Source organism: Nocardia sp. No.11, assembly GCF_038752175.1.
Lineage (GTDB): Bacteria > Actinomycetota > Actinomycetes > Mycobacteriales > Mycobacteriaceae > Nocardia > Nocardia canadensis.
This window is the reverse complement of sequence record NZ_JBCGFB010000055.1, coordinates 1-14,787: the sequence shown is the minus strand read 5'-3', so window position 1 is coordinate 14,787 and position 14,787 is coordinate 1. Positions and strand designations below refer to the sequence as shown.

Annotated in this window: 12 protein-coding genes and 1 pseudogene; 7 read left to right on the top strand and 6 right to left on the bottom strand. The window is 72.0% G+C overall.

Going from position 1 to position 14,787, the window contains the following annotated elements:
- Positions 1–130 precede the first annotated feature (130 nt).
- Positions 131–1,138 carry a YihY/virulence factor BrkB family protein gene (locus V8688_RS17915; protein ID WP_255587230.1) on the top strand — a complete coding sequence of 336 codons (1,008 nt, stop codon included), beginning with the start codon at positions 131–133 and terminating at the stop codon, positions 1,136–1,138.
- Here the strand turns inward: V8688_RS17915 and V8688_RS17910 are convergent.
- Positions 1,108–1,347, bottom strand: a complete 240-nt coding sequence (locus V8688_RS17910) for a DUF3039 domain-containing protein (protein ID WP_189024012.1) — start codon at positions 1,345–1,347, stop codon at positions 1,108–1,110. The two genes, V8688_RS17915 and V8688_RS17910, sit on opposite strands and share 31 nt — an antisense overlap.
- Before the next feature lie 143 nt (positions 1,348–1,490).
- Between V8688_RS17910 and V8688_RS17905 the strand changes: the two genes are divergently transcribed.
- Positions 1,491–1,850, top strand: coding sequence for a DUF3099 domain-containing protein (locus V8688_RS17905; protein WP_218716952.1), 360 nt, complete (start codon positions 1,491–1,493; stop codon positions 1,848–1,850).
- On the opposite strand, the gene V8688_RS17900 is transcribed toward V8688_RS17905, so the two are convergent.
- Positions 1,821–3,056 (bottom strand): MFS transporter, encoded by a 1,236-nt coding sequence (locus V8688_RS17900; protein WP_342801297.1) that lies wholly within the window; start codon positions 3,054–3,056, stop codon positions 1,821–1,823. The two genes, V8688_RS17905 and V8688_RS17900, sit on opposite strands and share 30 nt — an antisense overlap.
- Before the next feature lie 439 nt (positions 3,057–3,495).
- Here V8688_RS17900 and V8688_RS17895 point away from each other — a divergent pair, with 439 nt between their 5' ends.
- The 3 genes from V8688_RS17895 (at position 3,496) to V8688_RS17885 (ending at position 7,116) form a co-directional block, all read left to right on the top strand.
- Positions 3,496–4,245, top strand: a complete 750-nt coding sequence (locus V8688_RS17895; protein WP_342801291.1) for a VOC family protein — start codon at positions 3,496–3,498, stop codon at positions 4,243–4,245.
- A 214-nt stretch (positions 4,246–4,459) separates the two neighbouring features.
- Positions 4,460–5,977, top strand: coding sequence for a methyltransferase (locus V8688_RS17890; protein ID WP_342801290.1), 1,518 nt, complete (start codon positions 4,460–4,462; stop codon positions 5,975–5,977).
- A gap of 170 nt (positions 5,978–6,147) precedes the next feature.
- Positions 6,148–7,116 (top strand): sigma-70 family RNA polymerase sigma factor, encoded by a 969-nt coding sequence (locus V8688_RS17885; RefSeq protein ID WP_022566390.1) that lies wholly within the window; start codon positions 6,148–6,150, stop codon positions 7,114–7,116.
- A 114-nt stretch (positions 7,117–7,230) separates the two neighbouring features.
- Here V8688_RS17885 and V8688_RS17880 read toward each other — a convergent pair whose 3' ends face one another.
- A complete protein-coding gene (locus V8688_RS17880; RefSeq protein WP_218716925.1) occupies positions 7,231–9,978 on the bottom strand; it encodes a bifunctional GNAT family N-acetyltransferase/acetate--CoA ligase family protein in 2,748 nt (915 codons plus the stop codon).
- A complete protein-coding gene (locus tag V8688_RS17875; RefSeq protein WP_218716924.1) occupies positions 9,971–11,212 on the bottom strand; it encodes an acetoin utilization protein AcuC in 1,242 nt (413 codons plus the stop codon). The genes V8688_RS17880 and V8688_RS17875 overlap by 8 nt, the downstream gene beginning before the upstream one ends.
- 129 nt (positions 11,213–11,341) lie before the next feature.
- Between V8688_RS17875 and V8688_RS17870 the strand changes: the two genes are divergently transcribed.
- Positions 11,342–12,028: a metal-dependent transcriptional regulator gene (locus tag V8688_RS17870; protein ID WP_218716923.1), complete on the top strand. Its 687-nt coding sequence runs from the start codon at positions 11,342–11,344 to the stop codon at positions 12,026–12,028.
- Positions 12,029–12,031: 3 nt separating this feature from the next.
- On the top strand, positions 12,032–13,012 hold the full coding sequence (gene galE, locus V8688_RS17865; RefSeq protein ID WP_342801289.1) for a UDP-glucose 4-epimerase GalE: 981 nt from the start codon (positions 12,032–12,034) through the stop codon (positions 13,010–13,012).
- A 19-nt stretch (positions 13,013–13,031) separates the two neighbouring features.
- On the opposite strand, the gene V8688_RS17860 is transcribed toward galE, so the two are convergent.
- Positions 13,032–14,195 (bottom strand): DUF4192 domain-containing protein, encoded by a 1,164-nt coding sequence (locus tag V8688_RS17860; RefSeq protein ID WP_342801288.1) that lies wholly within the window; start codon positions 14,193–14,195, stop codon positions 13,032–13,034.
- Between the two features lie 150 nt (positions 14,196–14,345).
- A pseudogene (locus tag V8688_RS17855) lies at positions 14,346–14,787 on the bottom strand (sensor domain-containing protein); the annotation flags it as partial.

Genomic DNA, 14,787 nt, shown 5'->3' with positions numbered 1-14,787 from the left:
CCGGGCAGCCGATGCGGCACACCCGCCGCAGGCACCCCTGCCCGGCGGTCTACCCGCGCAGCCAGTGACCGCGGCCGGGGCCGACGGGCAACGTCCCCGCGAACACACCCGGGTGGTGCGGTGGCTGCTCATGGTGTGGCGGCTGGTGGTCCGGGTGTCGCAGAAGTGCTGGAACAACTCGATCTTCGCCAAGTCGGCCGCCGCCGCCTTCTGGCAGACGCTCTCGCTCGCGCCGCTGCTGCTCGGCCTGCTCGGCAGCCTCGGCTACGTGGGCGGGCTGTTCGGGCCCGACACGGTGCAGATCGTGGAGGCCAAGATCATCGCGTTCAGCCGGGAGTTCTTCAGCCCGTCGGTCGTCTCCGACCTGATCGAACCCACCGTCGACGACGTGCTGGGCCGCGGCCGCGGCGCCGTGGTGTCGGTGGGCTTCGTGCTGTCGCTGTGGGCCGGGTCCTCGGCGATGGCGACCTTCGTCGACGCGATCGTGGAGGCCCACGACCAGCAGGACGCCCGGCACCCGGTCTGGCAGCGGATCTTCGCGCTGCTGTTGTACGTGCAGTTCCTGGTCGCGGCGGTGCTGATCCTGCCGGTGATCGCGCTCGGACCCACCCGGATCGGCCGGGTGCTGCCCGAGGCCTGGCGCGAACCCGGCCTGCGCCTGATCGACACGTTCTACTACCCGATCGTCGGCTTGCTGCTGATCGTCGGGCTGACCACGCTCTACAAGCTGGCCCTGCACAAGTCGCTGCCCTGGCACCGGCTCTTCGGCGGCGCACTGGTGGCGGGGGTGTTCTTCATGGGCGCCAGCGATCTGCTGCGCCGGTATCTGGCCTGGATCACCGCCACCGGCGTCAGCTACGGCGCGCTGGCCACCCCGATCGCGTTCCTGCTGTTCACCTATTTCCTCGGCTTCGCGGTGATTCTCGGCGCGGAGTTCAACGCCGCGGTGCAGGAATTCTGGCCGGCCAGGGCCACCCGGATGGAGCAGGTCAAGGAATGGTTCAGCAATCAGGTCCGCGGCGACGACGACGAACGCGAGAACGACGGACGCGACGAAGCGGCCGACGCCTCACCCGAGGCGCCGACCACACCGATCACCGAACCCGCTCAGTCGCCGCCCTTGCGCAGGCCGTCGTAGACCTTCTTGCAGTCCGGGCAGACCGGTGAGCCCGGCTTGGGCGAACGCGTCACCGGGAAGACCTCGCCGCACAGCGCGACGACCATCGTGCCCATCACGGCACTCTCGGCGATCCGGTCCTTCTTCACGTAGTGGAAGAACTTGGGGACGTCGTCGCCGGTCGTCTCGTCGGTCGTGGTTTCCGGGCGTACCAGAGTGTCTGTACTCACGCCTTCCATGATGCCGCATCCCGAGCGCGCACCGCTGACCAGCCGCGTGTGCGTTCGTCGGCGGCGAGTGGAAGACTCGGGGTATGCAGTCCCACGGCGACACCCCCGGCGCCGACGAGCCGACACCGGACCCGGAGGTGACGATGCCCGCCGCGCCGAGTTCCTCGCGCGGCTATTTCCCGGGCGCCGACGCCAAGCACCCGGTGCTCATCACCGAGGCCGCGCCGTCACTCGACGACCAGCATCGCGCCCGCGTCCGCCGCTACACGATCATCATGGCCTTCCGCATCCCCTGCCTGATCCTGGCCGCGGTCGCCTACAGCGCGTTCGAGAACCCGCTGATCTCGATTCTGATCATCGTGGCCTCGGTGCCGCTGCCGTGGATCGCCGTGCTCATCGCCAACGACCGTCCGCCGCGCACCAAGGACGAGCCGAGCCGCTGGGACGGCCGCGCGAACCAGATCGCGCTGGACTCACGTCCGCACAAGGCCATCGACGGCTGACGGCCGCCGCACCAGCATCGACATCAGCGCCGCCAGGCCGCACAGCGCGCCGGCGAGGTACCAGGCCAGGTCGTAGGAGCCCTGCAGGTCGCGAATGAGACCCGCGCCGGTGGCCGCGATCGCCGCGCCGACCTGATGGGCGGCGAACACCCAACCGAACGCGATCGGCCCGTCGGCGCCGAACAGTTCCCGGCACAGCAGCACGGTCGGCGGGACGGTGGCGATCCAGTCCAGGCCGTAGAAGACCACGAACACCCACATGCTCGGCTGGGTGTGCGGGCCGAGCAGCGAGGGCAGGATCAGCAGCGAGAGCCCGCGCAGCGAGTAGTACCCGAGCAGCAGGTAGCGCGGATCGACGCGGTCGGAGAGCCAGCCCGAGGCGATGGTGCCCGCCACGTCGAAGATCCCGACCAGCGCCAGCAGGCCCGCCGCGGTGGTCGGCGGCATGCCGTGGTCGTGGGCCGCGGTCACGAAGTGCGTGCCGACCAGGCCGTTGGTGGAGGCGCCGCATACCGCGAAGCCGCCTGCCAGCAGCCAGAATCCGGGCCTGCGCGCAGCCGAGGCCAGTACCCGCAGCGCCCGGCTCGCGCCACCGGCGACCGCGACGCGCACCCCCGCGTCCGATCCCGCGGGTGCGCCGTAGGCCCGCACCCCGACATCGCTCGGGTAGTCCCGCACGAACAGCCACACCAGCGGCACCACAACCAGTGCCACGGCCGCCACGATGACCGCGGGCAGCCGCCAGCCGTGCGCGTGCGCCAGCATCGAGACCAGGGGCAGGAACACCAGCTGACCGGTCGCGCCCGCGGCGGTGAGCACGCCGGTGACCAGACCGCGGCTGCGCACGAACCAGCGGCCGGTGATGGTGGCGACGAACGGCATCGACATCGAGCCGACGCCCACTCCGACCAGCAGACCCCAGGTCGCCACCAGCTGCCAGGCCTGGGTCATGAACACCGTCAGCCCGCTGCCCGCCGCGATCAGCACCAGTGCCGCGCACACCACCCGGCGGATGCCGAAGCGATCCATCAACGCGGCCGCGAACGGTGAGATCACCCCGTAGAGCAGCATGTTCAGCGACACGGCCGCCGAGATCGTCGCGTGTGACCAGCCGAACTCGACGTGCAGCGGGTCGATCAGCACGCTGGGCACCGATCGGAAGGCGGCGGCGCCGAGCAGGGCGACGAAACCGACGCCCGCCACGATCCAGGCCGGGTGCGGGGCGCGACCGCGCCGATCGGTGGCGTCGNTGCAGCGGGTCGATCAGCACGCTGGGCACCGATCGGAAGGCGGCGGCGCCGAGCAGGGCGACGAAACCGACGCCCGCCACGATCCAGGCCGGGTGCGGGGCGCGACCGCGCCGATCGGTGGCGTCGGGGACGGCCGGGGCGCCCTCGGCCGGGTCGTCGCCGGCGGGCGGCAGGGGTGCGCGGAGATCGGTCACCGGAACAGGGTGCCGGAACCTCGCGGCACGAACGAGTGGCCGCGATGACATCTTTCGCAGATATCCTGCCAACCCGCGGTCCGGCGTGATCACGGTCGACAGCGCGCCCACGACCGCCTACCGTGCGGACAGGACCTCCGGTCCGGGCCGGTACTTCGTCGGCCCCACCGCGTACCCGATCCATCTCGAAACGGAGACAGCATGATTCGCTGGACGTGGGCCTTTCTCGACCGCCCCGCCGCCGGTTTCGACGACTGCGTCCGGTTCTGGGCGACGGTCACCGGCTCGACCGTGTCCGAACCTCGTGGCGCGCAAAGCGAATTCGTCACCCTGCTCCCGGCCACCGGTCCCGCCTGGCTCAAGATGCAGCGCGTCGGTGGCGACGGCGGCGTCCACCTCGATCTCGATGTCGACGACGTCGCCGCCGCGGTGGCGACCGCGACCGATCTCGGCGCCCGGGTCGTCACGGTCGAGCGCGACTACACAGTGCTGGAATCGCCCGCCGGACAGACGTTCTGCTTCACTCCGATGCACGCGGACGCCCCCGCGCCCGAGGACGCGACACCGCCCCCGGTCGTCGTCTCGACCGCGCCGGACGGCACCGTGACCCGCCTCGATCAGATCTGCCTCGACCTGTCCCCCGCCGACATCGCGACCGACACCGCTTTCTGGCGAGCGCTGACCGGCTGGACCCACCAGCCGGGCCGCCGCCCCGAATTCTCCCGCCTGCGTGGCCCCGACCAGCCGCTGCACTTGCTGCTCCAGCGTCTCGACGAGGCCCGGCCCGCCGGCGCCCACCCCGACCTGGCCTCCTCCGACATCGCCGCCACCGCCGCCTGGCACGAATCCCTGGGCGCCACCCGGGTCGCCGACGGCGAACGCTGGATCGTGCTGCGCGACCCCGGTTCCGCGGTCTACTGCGTCACCGGCCGTGACCCCTATACCGGCTGACACAGCGGCAACCGGGCCCACCTTCGTCACTGTCGCGCGTTCGCCCGGCGGCCGAGTGCCCCGGGCGCATCACCCGGGCGGGGGTAGCGACACCGTCGACCACCCGCCGGGGGACGCATCCGCCGACGGCCTGCGGTCGCATGTCCGGCGTGGCGCGCGACACGCGGCCGTAGCTGGTCGATCCGGGCACGCGCCGCCCTGGCACAGTAGGCGGGTGTCTACGAACCCCACCGCCACCGGTTCCCTGCTCACCGCGCTGTGCCCGGACCTGCGCACGGCGTTGATCCGCGTCGGCTACGACGCCGACACGCTGGTGGAGGCGCTGGGTCCCGACGTGCACGCCGCGCTGGGCCGCTCCGAGCCGGTGCCCGTGCGCCGGGTGGCACGTGCGGCGGGCGAGCTGGGCACGCTGATCCGGCTGCTGCTGCTCGGTGACGCGCTGCCCGCACGCGAGGTCGCCGCCGCGCTGTCGCCGGTCCGGATCGACGACGCCGTCGCGGCGGGTCTGCTGGCCCGCGACGGTGACGAGCTCAGGGCCGCGCTGGATCTGCGCCCGCTCGACACCGGCGCCGGCACCCGCTGGATCCTGTCCGACCTCGACGATTCGATGCGCAGGCGCGCCCTCACCGAGGACCATGTGCTCGGGGTCGGGCACGCCTCGCTGTCGCTGCTGCGCGCCACGCCGACCGAACCGGTGGGCACCCTGCTGGACCTGGGCACCGGCTGCGGCGTGCAGGCCGTGCACGCGGCGAGCTACGCGGGCCGGGTCACCGCCACCGATGTCAACTCCCGAGCGCTGTGGCTGGCCGAGGCCACCGCCACCCTGAACGAACTCGACATCGAACTACTCGAAGGGTCCTGGTTCGAGCCGGTCGCGGGCCGCACCTTCGATCAGATCGTGGCCAATCCCCCGTTCGTGGTGGGCCCCGCGCGCATCGAGCACACCTACCGCGACTCCGGGCTCGCGCTGGACGGCGCCAGCGAGCTGGTGATCGGGCAGGCGCCCGGCTTGCTGGCCCCCGGTGGCACCGCGGCCATGCTCGCCGCCTGGGTGCATATCGAGGGCCAGGACTGGCGGCAGCGGGTGTCGTCGTGGCTGCCCGCCCACGGCGTCGACGCCTGGGTCGTGCAGCGCGATGTCGCCGATCCGGCACTCTATGTGGGTACCTGGCTGCGCGACGCCGGGCTGGACCCGCGCGACCCGGCCGCCCAGGCCAGGGCCGAGGCGTGGCTGGCGGCGTTCGAGGCCGCCGATGTCGAGGGCATCGGGTTCGGGTTCGTCTACCTGCATGCCATCGACGGGCCGACCGAGCTGATGGCCGAGGACCTCACCCACGGCTTCGACGATCCGCTCGGTGACGAGGCGCCCGCCTACTTCGCCCGCTCGGCCTGGCTGCGCGCCGTGGCCGCCGACGACCGCCTCGCCTGGACCTCCCGTTTCGCCCCGAGCCCGGCCACCGCCCTGGAACGGGTGTATCTGCCCGGCGAGCACGGCTGGGAAGAGCAGGTCGCGCGGCTGCATCGCGGCGACGGTCCGCGCTGGCAGCACGAGGTCGACGAGTCCACGGTGGCCCTGATCGCGGGAATGCGACCGGACGGTCTGCCGTTGTACGAACTGCTCGAACTGCTGGCCCTCGCCGAGGGCGCCGATCAGGTGACCCCGGAGTTCGCCGCCCAGGCACTCGGTGTCGTGGCAGGTCTGGTGCGCCACGGATTGGTGCGACCCGTCTGAGCCGACCGGCGGTGGGGGCCGAGTTCCGGCCACGGTGCTCTTCTCAGGAACTTCTCAGCCGTACAGGTGGGAACACGCAGCTCAGAGCGGTTTATCACCAGCGCGATCGGGAACTTTCTCTAAGTCGGGTCCGTTGATCGGAGTGAGACACCACCGACAGGAGGCAAGTCATGACAAGCCCCGCCACTACTCGTGTGCGCCCCAGCGAGTCCGATATCGACGCCCAGAGCCCGGCCGCCGACCTGGTACGCGTGTACCTGAACGGAATCGGCCGCACGGCACTGCTCACGGCGGCCGACGAGGTCGAGTTGGCCAAGCGTATCGAGGCGGGCCTGTATGCCCAGCACCTGCTCGAGACGGGTAAGCGGTTATCGGCGACCCGCAAGCGTGATCTGGCGATTCTGGTCCGCGAGGGGCAGGCCGCCCGCTCGCATCTGCTCGAGGCCAACCTGCGCCTGGTCGTCTCACTGGCCAAGCGCTACACCGGCCGCGGTATGCCGCTGCTCGACCTGATCCAGGAGGGCAACCTCGGACTGATCCGCGCGATGGAGAAGTTCGACTACGCCAAGGGCTTCAAGTTCTCCACCTACGCCACGTGGTGGATCCGCCAGGCCATCACCCGCGGCATGGCCGATCAGAGCCGTACGATCCGGCTCCCCGTGCACCTGGTCGAGCAGGTCAACAAGCTCGCCAGGATCAAGCGTGAACTGCATCAGCAGCTCGGCCGCGAGGCCACCGACGCCGAACTCGCAAACGAGTCGGGTATCCCGGTGGAGAAGATCGCCGACCTGCTCGACCACAGCCGCGACCCGGTCAGCCTCGACATGCCGGTCGGCAACGACGAGGAAGCCCCGTTGGGCGACTTCATCGAGGACTCCGAGGCCACCTCCGCCGAAAGCGCGGTCATCGCCGGCCTGCTGCACCACGACGTGCGCAGTGTCCTGGCCACCCTCGACGAGCGCGAACAGCAGGTCATCCGTCTGCGCTTCGGCCTCGACGACGGCCAGCCCCGCACCCTGGACCAGATCGGCAAGCTGTTCGGGCTGTCCCGCGAGCGGGTCCGCCAGATCGAGCGCGAGGTCATGTCCAAGCTGCGCAAGGGTGAGCGCGCCGATCGGCTGCGCGCCTACGCCAGCTGATCCCCGAGAACCCGACGGCCCCGCGGGGTCGTCTGCCGAAACGCCGACCGGTGTCCGCGACCTCTCCCCTCCGGGGTCGCGAGCCGGTCGGCGTTGTTCGTCGGGGACCCCCGCTCAGGCCAGTCGGCGCGGACCGGTGTCGAACCGGCTCGGCTCCGGGCCGATCCGGGCGCGCGCGTAGATGATCTCGGCCGAAGACGGCGCCGCGAGCACCGGATCGCAGGACAACTCGCGCATCTGCGGGATGTCGTCGAACAGGGCCGAGATGCGTTGCGCCAGTTCGGCCAGCGCCGCCTTGTCGACCGCCGGTCCGGCCTGCCCACCGGACAGCAGCGGCGCGGCGCGTGGCGCCTCGATCAGGGCCACGGATTCCTCGGCGGTGAGCGGCAGCGCGCGGAACGCGCGGTCCCCGAGCAACTCGATGATCAGGCCCGAGAGCCCGAATTCGATCACCGAACCGAACGAGGGGTCGTCGGTGACGCGCAGGACACAGCCCATGCCCTTGGTCGCCATCTTCTGCACGTGCAGCAGCGGATCGCCGCAGATCTCGACCAGATCGGTGTAGGCCTGGCGGACCGCGTCGGGCGTCCACAGGTCCAGGCGCACCCCGAGCAGGTCCGGCCTGCGCCGCCACAACTCCCCGGTGGCCTTCGCCGCGACCGGATAGCCCAGTTCCTCGCCGGCCGCCACTGCCTGCTCGGCGTCGCGCACCGCCCGGAACTCGACCACGTCGATGCCGTAGCAGCCCAGCAGCCGCACCGTTTCCTCGTCGGTGAGCCAGCGCCCACCCGAATCCGCCAGCCAGCCCGCCACCAGGTCCGCCGCCGCCGCGGTGTCGATGCCCGGCGGTCGCACGACCGGGGAGACCGGCCGGTCCCGCCAGCGGGCGTACCGCTCGACCCGGGCCAGCGCCCTGGCCGCGCGTTCCGGGTCCGGATAGGACGGGATCGAGCCCCTGGCCGGCGCGCCACCGGTCGTGCGCACCGCCAGCAGCTTCGGAATGCCCGACTCGGCGACGAAGGTGGTCAGCACCGGTTTGTCCTTGCCCGGCGCCGCCGCGGCCGCCGCCCGCAGCGCGTCGGCGAAGCCGGCCATCGGTACCGGCACCGGCGGGGCCACGACGACGATCACGGCGTCGACCTCGTCACTGCGCAGCGCGGCCTGCACCGCCTCCCGGTAGTCGGCCGGGGTCGCCTCCGGGCCCAGATCCACCGGCCCGTCGACCGGCGCGCTGTGGACGGTGCGCTCGGTCGGCCGCACACCGGGTCCACGATCCACGACCGAGGCGGGCCGGCGCACCCGCAGGCCCTCGCCGTGCGCGGCATCGATGGCCAGCCAGTTCAGCGCGGCGCTGTTGCCGACCACCGCCACCCGTGGCCCGCGCGGCAACGGCTGACACGCCAGCAGCGCCGCACAGTCGAACAGTTCCGAGATGGAGTCGACCTGGATGATCCCGGCCTGGGCGAACAGGTCACGCACCACCGTGCGATCCATATCGGCGCCCGCGGCCAGCCTGCCGCTGCTCACCGCCACGATCGGCTTGCCCCGCGCCACCCGCCGGGCCAGCCGGGAGAACTTGCGCGGATTACCGAAGCTCTCCAGGTACAGCAGGATCACCTCGGTATCGGCGGCGGTGTCCCAGAACTGCAGCAAATCGTTGCCGGAGACATCGGCGCGGTTACCCGCCGACACGAACGTCGACAGGCCGAGATTGCGCGCCGCGGCCTCCCCCAGGATCGCCGCGCCGAGCGGGCCGGACTGGCAGAAGAACCCGATCCGCCCGCGCTCGGGCAGCACCGGGGCCAGGGTGGCGTTGAGGCCCACCGCCGGGTCGGTGTTGGCGATGCCGAGTGCGCTGGGCCCGACCACCCGCATACCGTGGCCGCGCGCCGCGGCGACCAGCTCGTGTTCGGCGGCCAGGCCCTCGGGCCCGGTCTCGCCGAAGCCGGCCGTGAGCACCACCAGGCCCTTCACCCCCTTGGCCATACAGTCGTCGAGCACCGACCCGATCGCGGCCGGAGGCACCGCGACGACCGCCAGGTCCACTTCGTCGGGGATCTCGCGGACCGTGGCGTAGGCGCGCACGCCTCGCACCGATCGGCGGTTCGGGTTCACCGGGAACACCGGCCCGCTGAAGCCGCCGGCGAGCAGGTTCGCCAGCACGGCGCCACCGACCCTGGTCCGCTCAGGCGAGGCGCCGATCACCGCCACCGACCCGGGCGCCAGCAGGTTGCCGACGCTGCGGGCCTCCGAGGCCGCCTCCCGCGCATCCCGCACGGTGCGCAGCGCTTCGGTGGGATCGATCGCGAACTCCAGGTGCACCTCGGCGCCGTCCCGACTGCGCTGCAGCTGATAGCCGGCGTCGCGGAACACGGTGATCATCGCCTCGTTCTCGGCGAGCACCTCCGCGACGAAGGCCATCACCTCGTTCTCGGCCGCCGCGCCGGCGAGGTGCTCGAGCAGCACCGAGCCCAGACCACGGCCCTGGTGCTCGTCGGCGACCACGAAGGCCACCTCGGCGGCGCGCGGGCCTCGACGATCGAGCAGTTCGTAGCGGGCGACGCCGATGATCGCGTCCCCGAGCAGGGCGACCAGCCCGACCCGATCGTGGTAGTCCACATGCGTGGTGCGGTACATGTCCTTGGGCGAGATCCGCGGGTACGGACCGAAATAGCGCAGATACCGGGTGCGATCCGACAGCGCGGCGTGGAACGTGGCCAGCGCCGGGGCGTCGGCGGGCACGATCGGGCGCACGCGGACAACGCCTCCGTCGGAGGCGAGCACATCGCCGTACCAGTGTTGGGGTGGCGCAGGCGGATTCGCGGGCGTATCGGGAGTGTCGGGCAGCAGCGGCTCAGTCACGAGGGTCCTCCGGGTCGAGCCCGAGCAGGGCGAAGCTCGCCCGCCGGGTGGCCGTGATCGCGGTGTCGATCGCCCGCTGGGCCCGGATCTGGCCCGCGTCGCCGACCTCGGGGGTGCCGCCGGGACCGTCCCAGGGCAGGTAGGCGGTGTCGCCGCCGTCGCCCATGCTGGTCGGCGGCTGCACCCGGGGCGCGGCGGCGCGGACCTGGTCGATCCAGCCGGCCGGGACCGGCGTCTCCGGCGCCAGCGGCCGGTCCAGAGCCGCGGCGAGCAGATGCGTCCAGGCGCGCGGTACCACCCGCACCACGCCGTACCCCCCGCCCCCGATCGCCAGCCAGCGGCCCTCGGCATGGCGGTCGGCCAGCTCGCGCATCGCCAGGAAGGCCGCGCGCTGGCCGTCCACGGTGAGTTCCAGGTCGGCCAGCGGGTCCTCGCGATGGGTGTCCACCCCGCATTGGCTGACGATGATCTGCGGCCGGAAGGCGGCCACCGCGCCGGGCACGACCGCGTGGAATCCGCGCAACCACTGGGCATCCCGGGTGCCGGGCAGCAGCGGCAGGTTGATCGAGGTGCCCTCCGCCGCGCCGAGCCCGGTCTCGGTGGGCCAGCCGGTGTTGGGCCACAACGTCGCCGGATGCTGGTGCAGCGAGATCGTCAGCACTCGTGGATCGGCGTAGAAGGCACGCTGGACACCGTCGCCGTGGTGGACGTCGACATCGAGGTAGGCGATGCGGTCGAAGCCGTGGTCGAGCAGCCACGAGATCGCGATCGCGGCGTCGTTGTAGATGCAGAAGCCGGCCGCGGCGTCGGGCATGGCGTGATGCATGCCACCACCGATGCTCACCGCCCGCCGGGTCCGCCCGGCCGCGATCTCCCCGGCGGCGGCGAGGGTACCGCCCACGATGACCGAGGCCGCCTCGTGCATGCGGGGGAAGATCGGGTTGTCGGCGGTTCCCAAGCCGTACATCGTGTCCTCGGGCGTCGGTGGTCCGTCACCGGCGCGCCGCACCGCCTCGATATAGGCGCTGCTGTGCACCCGCAGCAGGTCGGCCTGGGTGGCCGCGGCAGGTGCCAACGGCTCGACACCGTCGAGCACGCCCAGACTTTCGGCCAGCGACATGGTGAACTGCAGGCGCGCCGGTTTCATCGGGTGCTCCGGACTCCAGGTGTAGCCGAGGAATCGCTCGGTCCACACGACGGTCCCGGGCTCTTCGCTGTGCGGCGGCGTGACCATGCTCGCCACGCTAGTCGGAAGCAGCGACCCCCGTGACGCGTTGACATGCAGTAGAAATAGGGCCGCCGGTCCGGCGGGCGGACGGGCGTTCGCGCGTGGGTAGAATTCGTGCCGACGAAGGGGTAACAGGTGAAGGATCTGGTCGACACCACGGAGATGTATCTCCGTACCATCTACGACCTCGAGGAAGAGGGCGTGGTGCCGCTGCGGGCACGCATCGCCGAGCGGCTCGAGCAGAGTGGTCCGACGGTGAGCCAGACGGTCGCGCGGATGGAACGCGACGGCCTGCTGCTCGTCGCGGGTGACCGCCACCTCGAGCTGACCGACAAGGGCCGCGCCATGGCGGTGGCGGTGATGCGCAAGCACCGGCTCGCCGAGCGGTTGCTGGTCGACATCATCGGCCTCGACTGGCAGAACGTGCACGCCGAGGCGTGCCGCTGGGAGCACGTGATGAGCGAGGAGGTGGAGCGGCGCCTGATCGAGGTGCTCAACCACCCGACCACCTCGCCCTACGGCAACCCCATTCCCGGTCTGGACGAGCTCGGCCTCGGCGATACCCCCGCTGCCGAGGAGACGCTGGTGCGCCTGTCCGACCTGCCCAACGGCGCGCTGCACGCCGTCGTGGTGCGCAGGCTGGCCGAGCACATCCAGACCGACCCTGAGGTCATCGGCAGGCTGCGCGAGGCGGGTGTGGTGCCCGACGCGCGTGTCACCGTCGAGACCAAGCCGGGTGCGGTGCTGATCACGGTGCCGGGGCACAACGGTTTCGAACTGTCCGAAGAGATGGCGCATGCCGTCCAGGTGAGGCTGGTCTGATACGTGAAACTTCTGGTCACCGGCGGCGCCGGCTACGTGGGTGGCGTGTGCGCCGCCGTCCTGCTCGAGGCGGGCAACGAAGTGGTCGTCGTCGACGACCTGTCGACCGGTAACGCCGACGGCGTCCCGGCCGGTGCCCGCTTCGTCGAGGGCGACATCGCCGTCGCGGCGCCGCAGCTGTTGCGCGCCGAATCCTTCGACGGCGTGCTGCATTTCGCGGCGCAGTCGCTGGTCGGCGAGTCGGTGGAGCAGCCGGAGAAGTACTGGCACGGCAACGTCGTCAAGACGCTGACCCTGCTCGAGGCGATCCGCGAGACCGGTACCCCGCGCCTGGTGTTCTCCTCCACCGCCGCGACCTACGGCGAACCCGAGCAGGTGCCGATCACCGAGTCGGCGCCGACCCGCCCCACCAACCCCTACGGTGCGAGCAAGCTGGCCATCGACCACGCCATCACCTCCTACGCGGCAGCGCACGGCCTGGCCGCGACCAGCCTGCGCTACTTCAACGTGGCGGGCGCCTACGCCGGTCTCGGCGAGAACCGGGTCGTGGAAACGCATCTGATCCCCCTCGTGTTGCAGGTGGCGCTGGGCCACCGCAAGGCCATCTCCGTCTACGGCACCGACTGGCCGACGCCGGACGGCACATGCGTGCGTGACTACATCCACATCCGCGACCTGGCGCAGGCGCATCTGCTGGCGCTGTCCTCGTCGCAGCCCGGCAGCCACCGGATCCTCAATCTCGGCTCGGGCACCGGTTTCTCGGTGCGCGAGGTGATCTCGGCGTGCGAGCGGGTGACCGGCCTGCCGATCGAGGCGATCGACGCGCCGCGCCGCCCGGGCGATCCGGCGGTGCTCATCGCCTCCAGCGACCGCGCGATCGCCGAGCTGGACTGGCGGCCCGAGCACAACGATCTCGACGAGATCGTCTCCGACGCCTGGGAATTCCTGCGGTCGCTCGGCGACAAGGCGCACAGCGCGCGCTGATCTCCGCCGCTCGCCGTCCTCACCGGTGGAGCGGGCCGATGTCGACCCCCAGATCAGCCGCGATCTGGTGACCGCACTGCGCGAGTTTGCGCAGCCGTTCCGGCCGCAGCCCGCTCTGCAGCGAGGTCTCCAGCAGCACGGCCATCGGGTGGGTGGCATCGGCCTCCACCGCCGCGGCGAGGGCGACGCCGGCGAACGGCCCGTCCCCGCGCAGGTAGGCGCTGAAGCCCAGCAGTGCCGCGGCCTCGGCGCGGTCGGCGCCGGGCGTGGCCCGGGCGAGTTGAGCCCACAGCTGTTCGGCGGCCTCGGCGTGATCGCCCAGCGCCAGCCCGTACATCGCGTCCCGGATCGGCCGGTCGCGCAGCGTGGCCGCCAGCTGCGCGAGTTCGCGATCGGCACGCGGCGCGCCGGAGGCGGCGTCGGCGATCTGCCACAGAACCCATTCCAGCGCCCTGCGCTGATAGGCCGCCGTGTGCCCGGCCCGTGTCGCCGCGGACAGGCCACCGCGATAGCGCGCGACGGCCGGTCCGAGCCGGCGCCGCACCTGGGCGCACAGTCGTCGGTCGGGCCGCACCAGGGCGGTGAGTTCACCGCGCGAGCGGCGGATCTGTCTGCCGTCGAGCACGTGGGACAGCGCCACCATCGACGACGCCGGATCGCCGACGACCCCGCCCGCGCCGCGATGGAACAGGTCGCGGAAGCGCGCCCCGGCCACGATCGAGGGCACCGACCAGGCCCCGCACACGGCGATCCCCTCGTCACCGAGTGCCTCGAGCAGCGACGCGGCCCGAAGCGCCTGCATCACCCCGCCCCCGGCCTCGTCGACGAACACCGCCAGCACCCCGCCGGCATGCTCACGCAGGCAGATCGATCCGACGCAGGCGGTGAACTGGCCGATCCGATGCGGATCGGCGAGCGCGTCCAGATCGAATCGCACCACCGCCTCGATCGCCGTTGACCCGCCCGGGGCCGCCTCGTGCAGGACGGCGACGACCAGCGAGCGTTCGGGGACGAAGCCGAGCATCGCGGGCAGAGCGGCGATGAGCTCGCCGGGATCGTCCACCCGCAGCGACGGCTGCGGTGGTCCGGCGGGGTAGCCGGGGGTGGATTCGGCGCAGGTGAGTGCCCGGGGAAAGGGTCCGGAGCGAGTGGCCCGGCGGGTGGAGTTCGTCGACGATGTCATGGCTCCACCGTGCCCGTGGCCCCCGACGGCACCAGGCGCCCGACCTGGGCGTTGTGCTGCCCTGTTGACGGCCCCGCGGCTGGGGAGCGATCCCGGTCCCGGCGTCGCGCCCGGACCGAACCTGTCACCCCCGCGTGCTAGGGCCGCGGGTCAGGCCCCGCGGACCCGGCGCACGGCGGTCGCGAACATCTCCGCGACCGCCTGCTGGTCGGGCAGGCCCTCGCCGAAGGTCATCGACGTCACCGTGATCCGCACGTCGCCGATCTGCCCGATCGTGGTCTGCATGGTCTGGGTCAGCCCGGCCCCGCCGACGTCGGGAACGACAGTGCGCCGCAACGACACCGCGTCGTCGGCGCCCGTCGGGCTCGTGGTGTCGAGCACGGTCGTGACGGTCGATTCCGCGCCCGCCCGGCTGACCCGGATCTGCTCGCACCCGGCGAGGCGGTCTCGCAGGCGCGCTGGCGCCTCGGTGGTGCGCGAGAGTTCGACGGTGAGCGTGGCCCGGCTCGCGTCGTCGTTGCCGACCGCGACCGCGGCCGGTTCGGCGCCGGGCTCGGGGTCCGGCGGCGTGCACTTCGCCGGGCGGACGGTG

What these genes read in the sequence shown, in the direction of transcription:
- V8688_RS17915 (WP_255587230.1), top strand. Translation starts at nt 131, where the DNA reads ATGGTGTGGCGGCTGGTGGTCCGGGTGTCGCAGAAGTGCTGGAACAAC.
- V8688_RS17905 (WP_218716952.1), top strand. Translation starts at nt 1,491, where the DNA reads ATGCCCGCCGCGCCGAGTTCCTCGCGCGGCTATTTCCCGGGCGCCGAC.
- V8688_RS17895 (WP_342801291.1), top strand. Translation starts at nt 3,496, where the DNA reads ATGATTCGCTGGACGTGGGCCTTTCTCGACCGCCCCGCCGCCGGTTTC.
- V8688_RS17885 (WP_022566390.1), top strand. Translation starts at nt 6,148, where the DNA reads ATGACAAGCCCCGCCACTACTCGTGTGCGCCCCAGCGAGTCCGATATC.
- V8688_RS17875 (WP_218716924.1), bottom strand. Translation starts at nt 11,212, where the DNA reads ATGGTCACGCCGCCGCACAGCGAAGAGCCCGGGACCGTCGTGTGGACC.
- V8688_RS17860 (WP_342801288.1), bottom strand. Translation starts at nt 14,195, where the DNA reads ATGACATCGTCGACGAACTCCACCCGCCGGGCCACTCGCTCCGGACCC.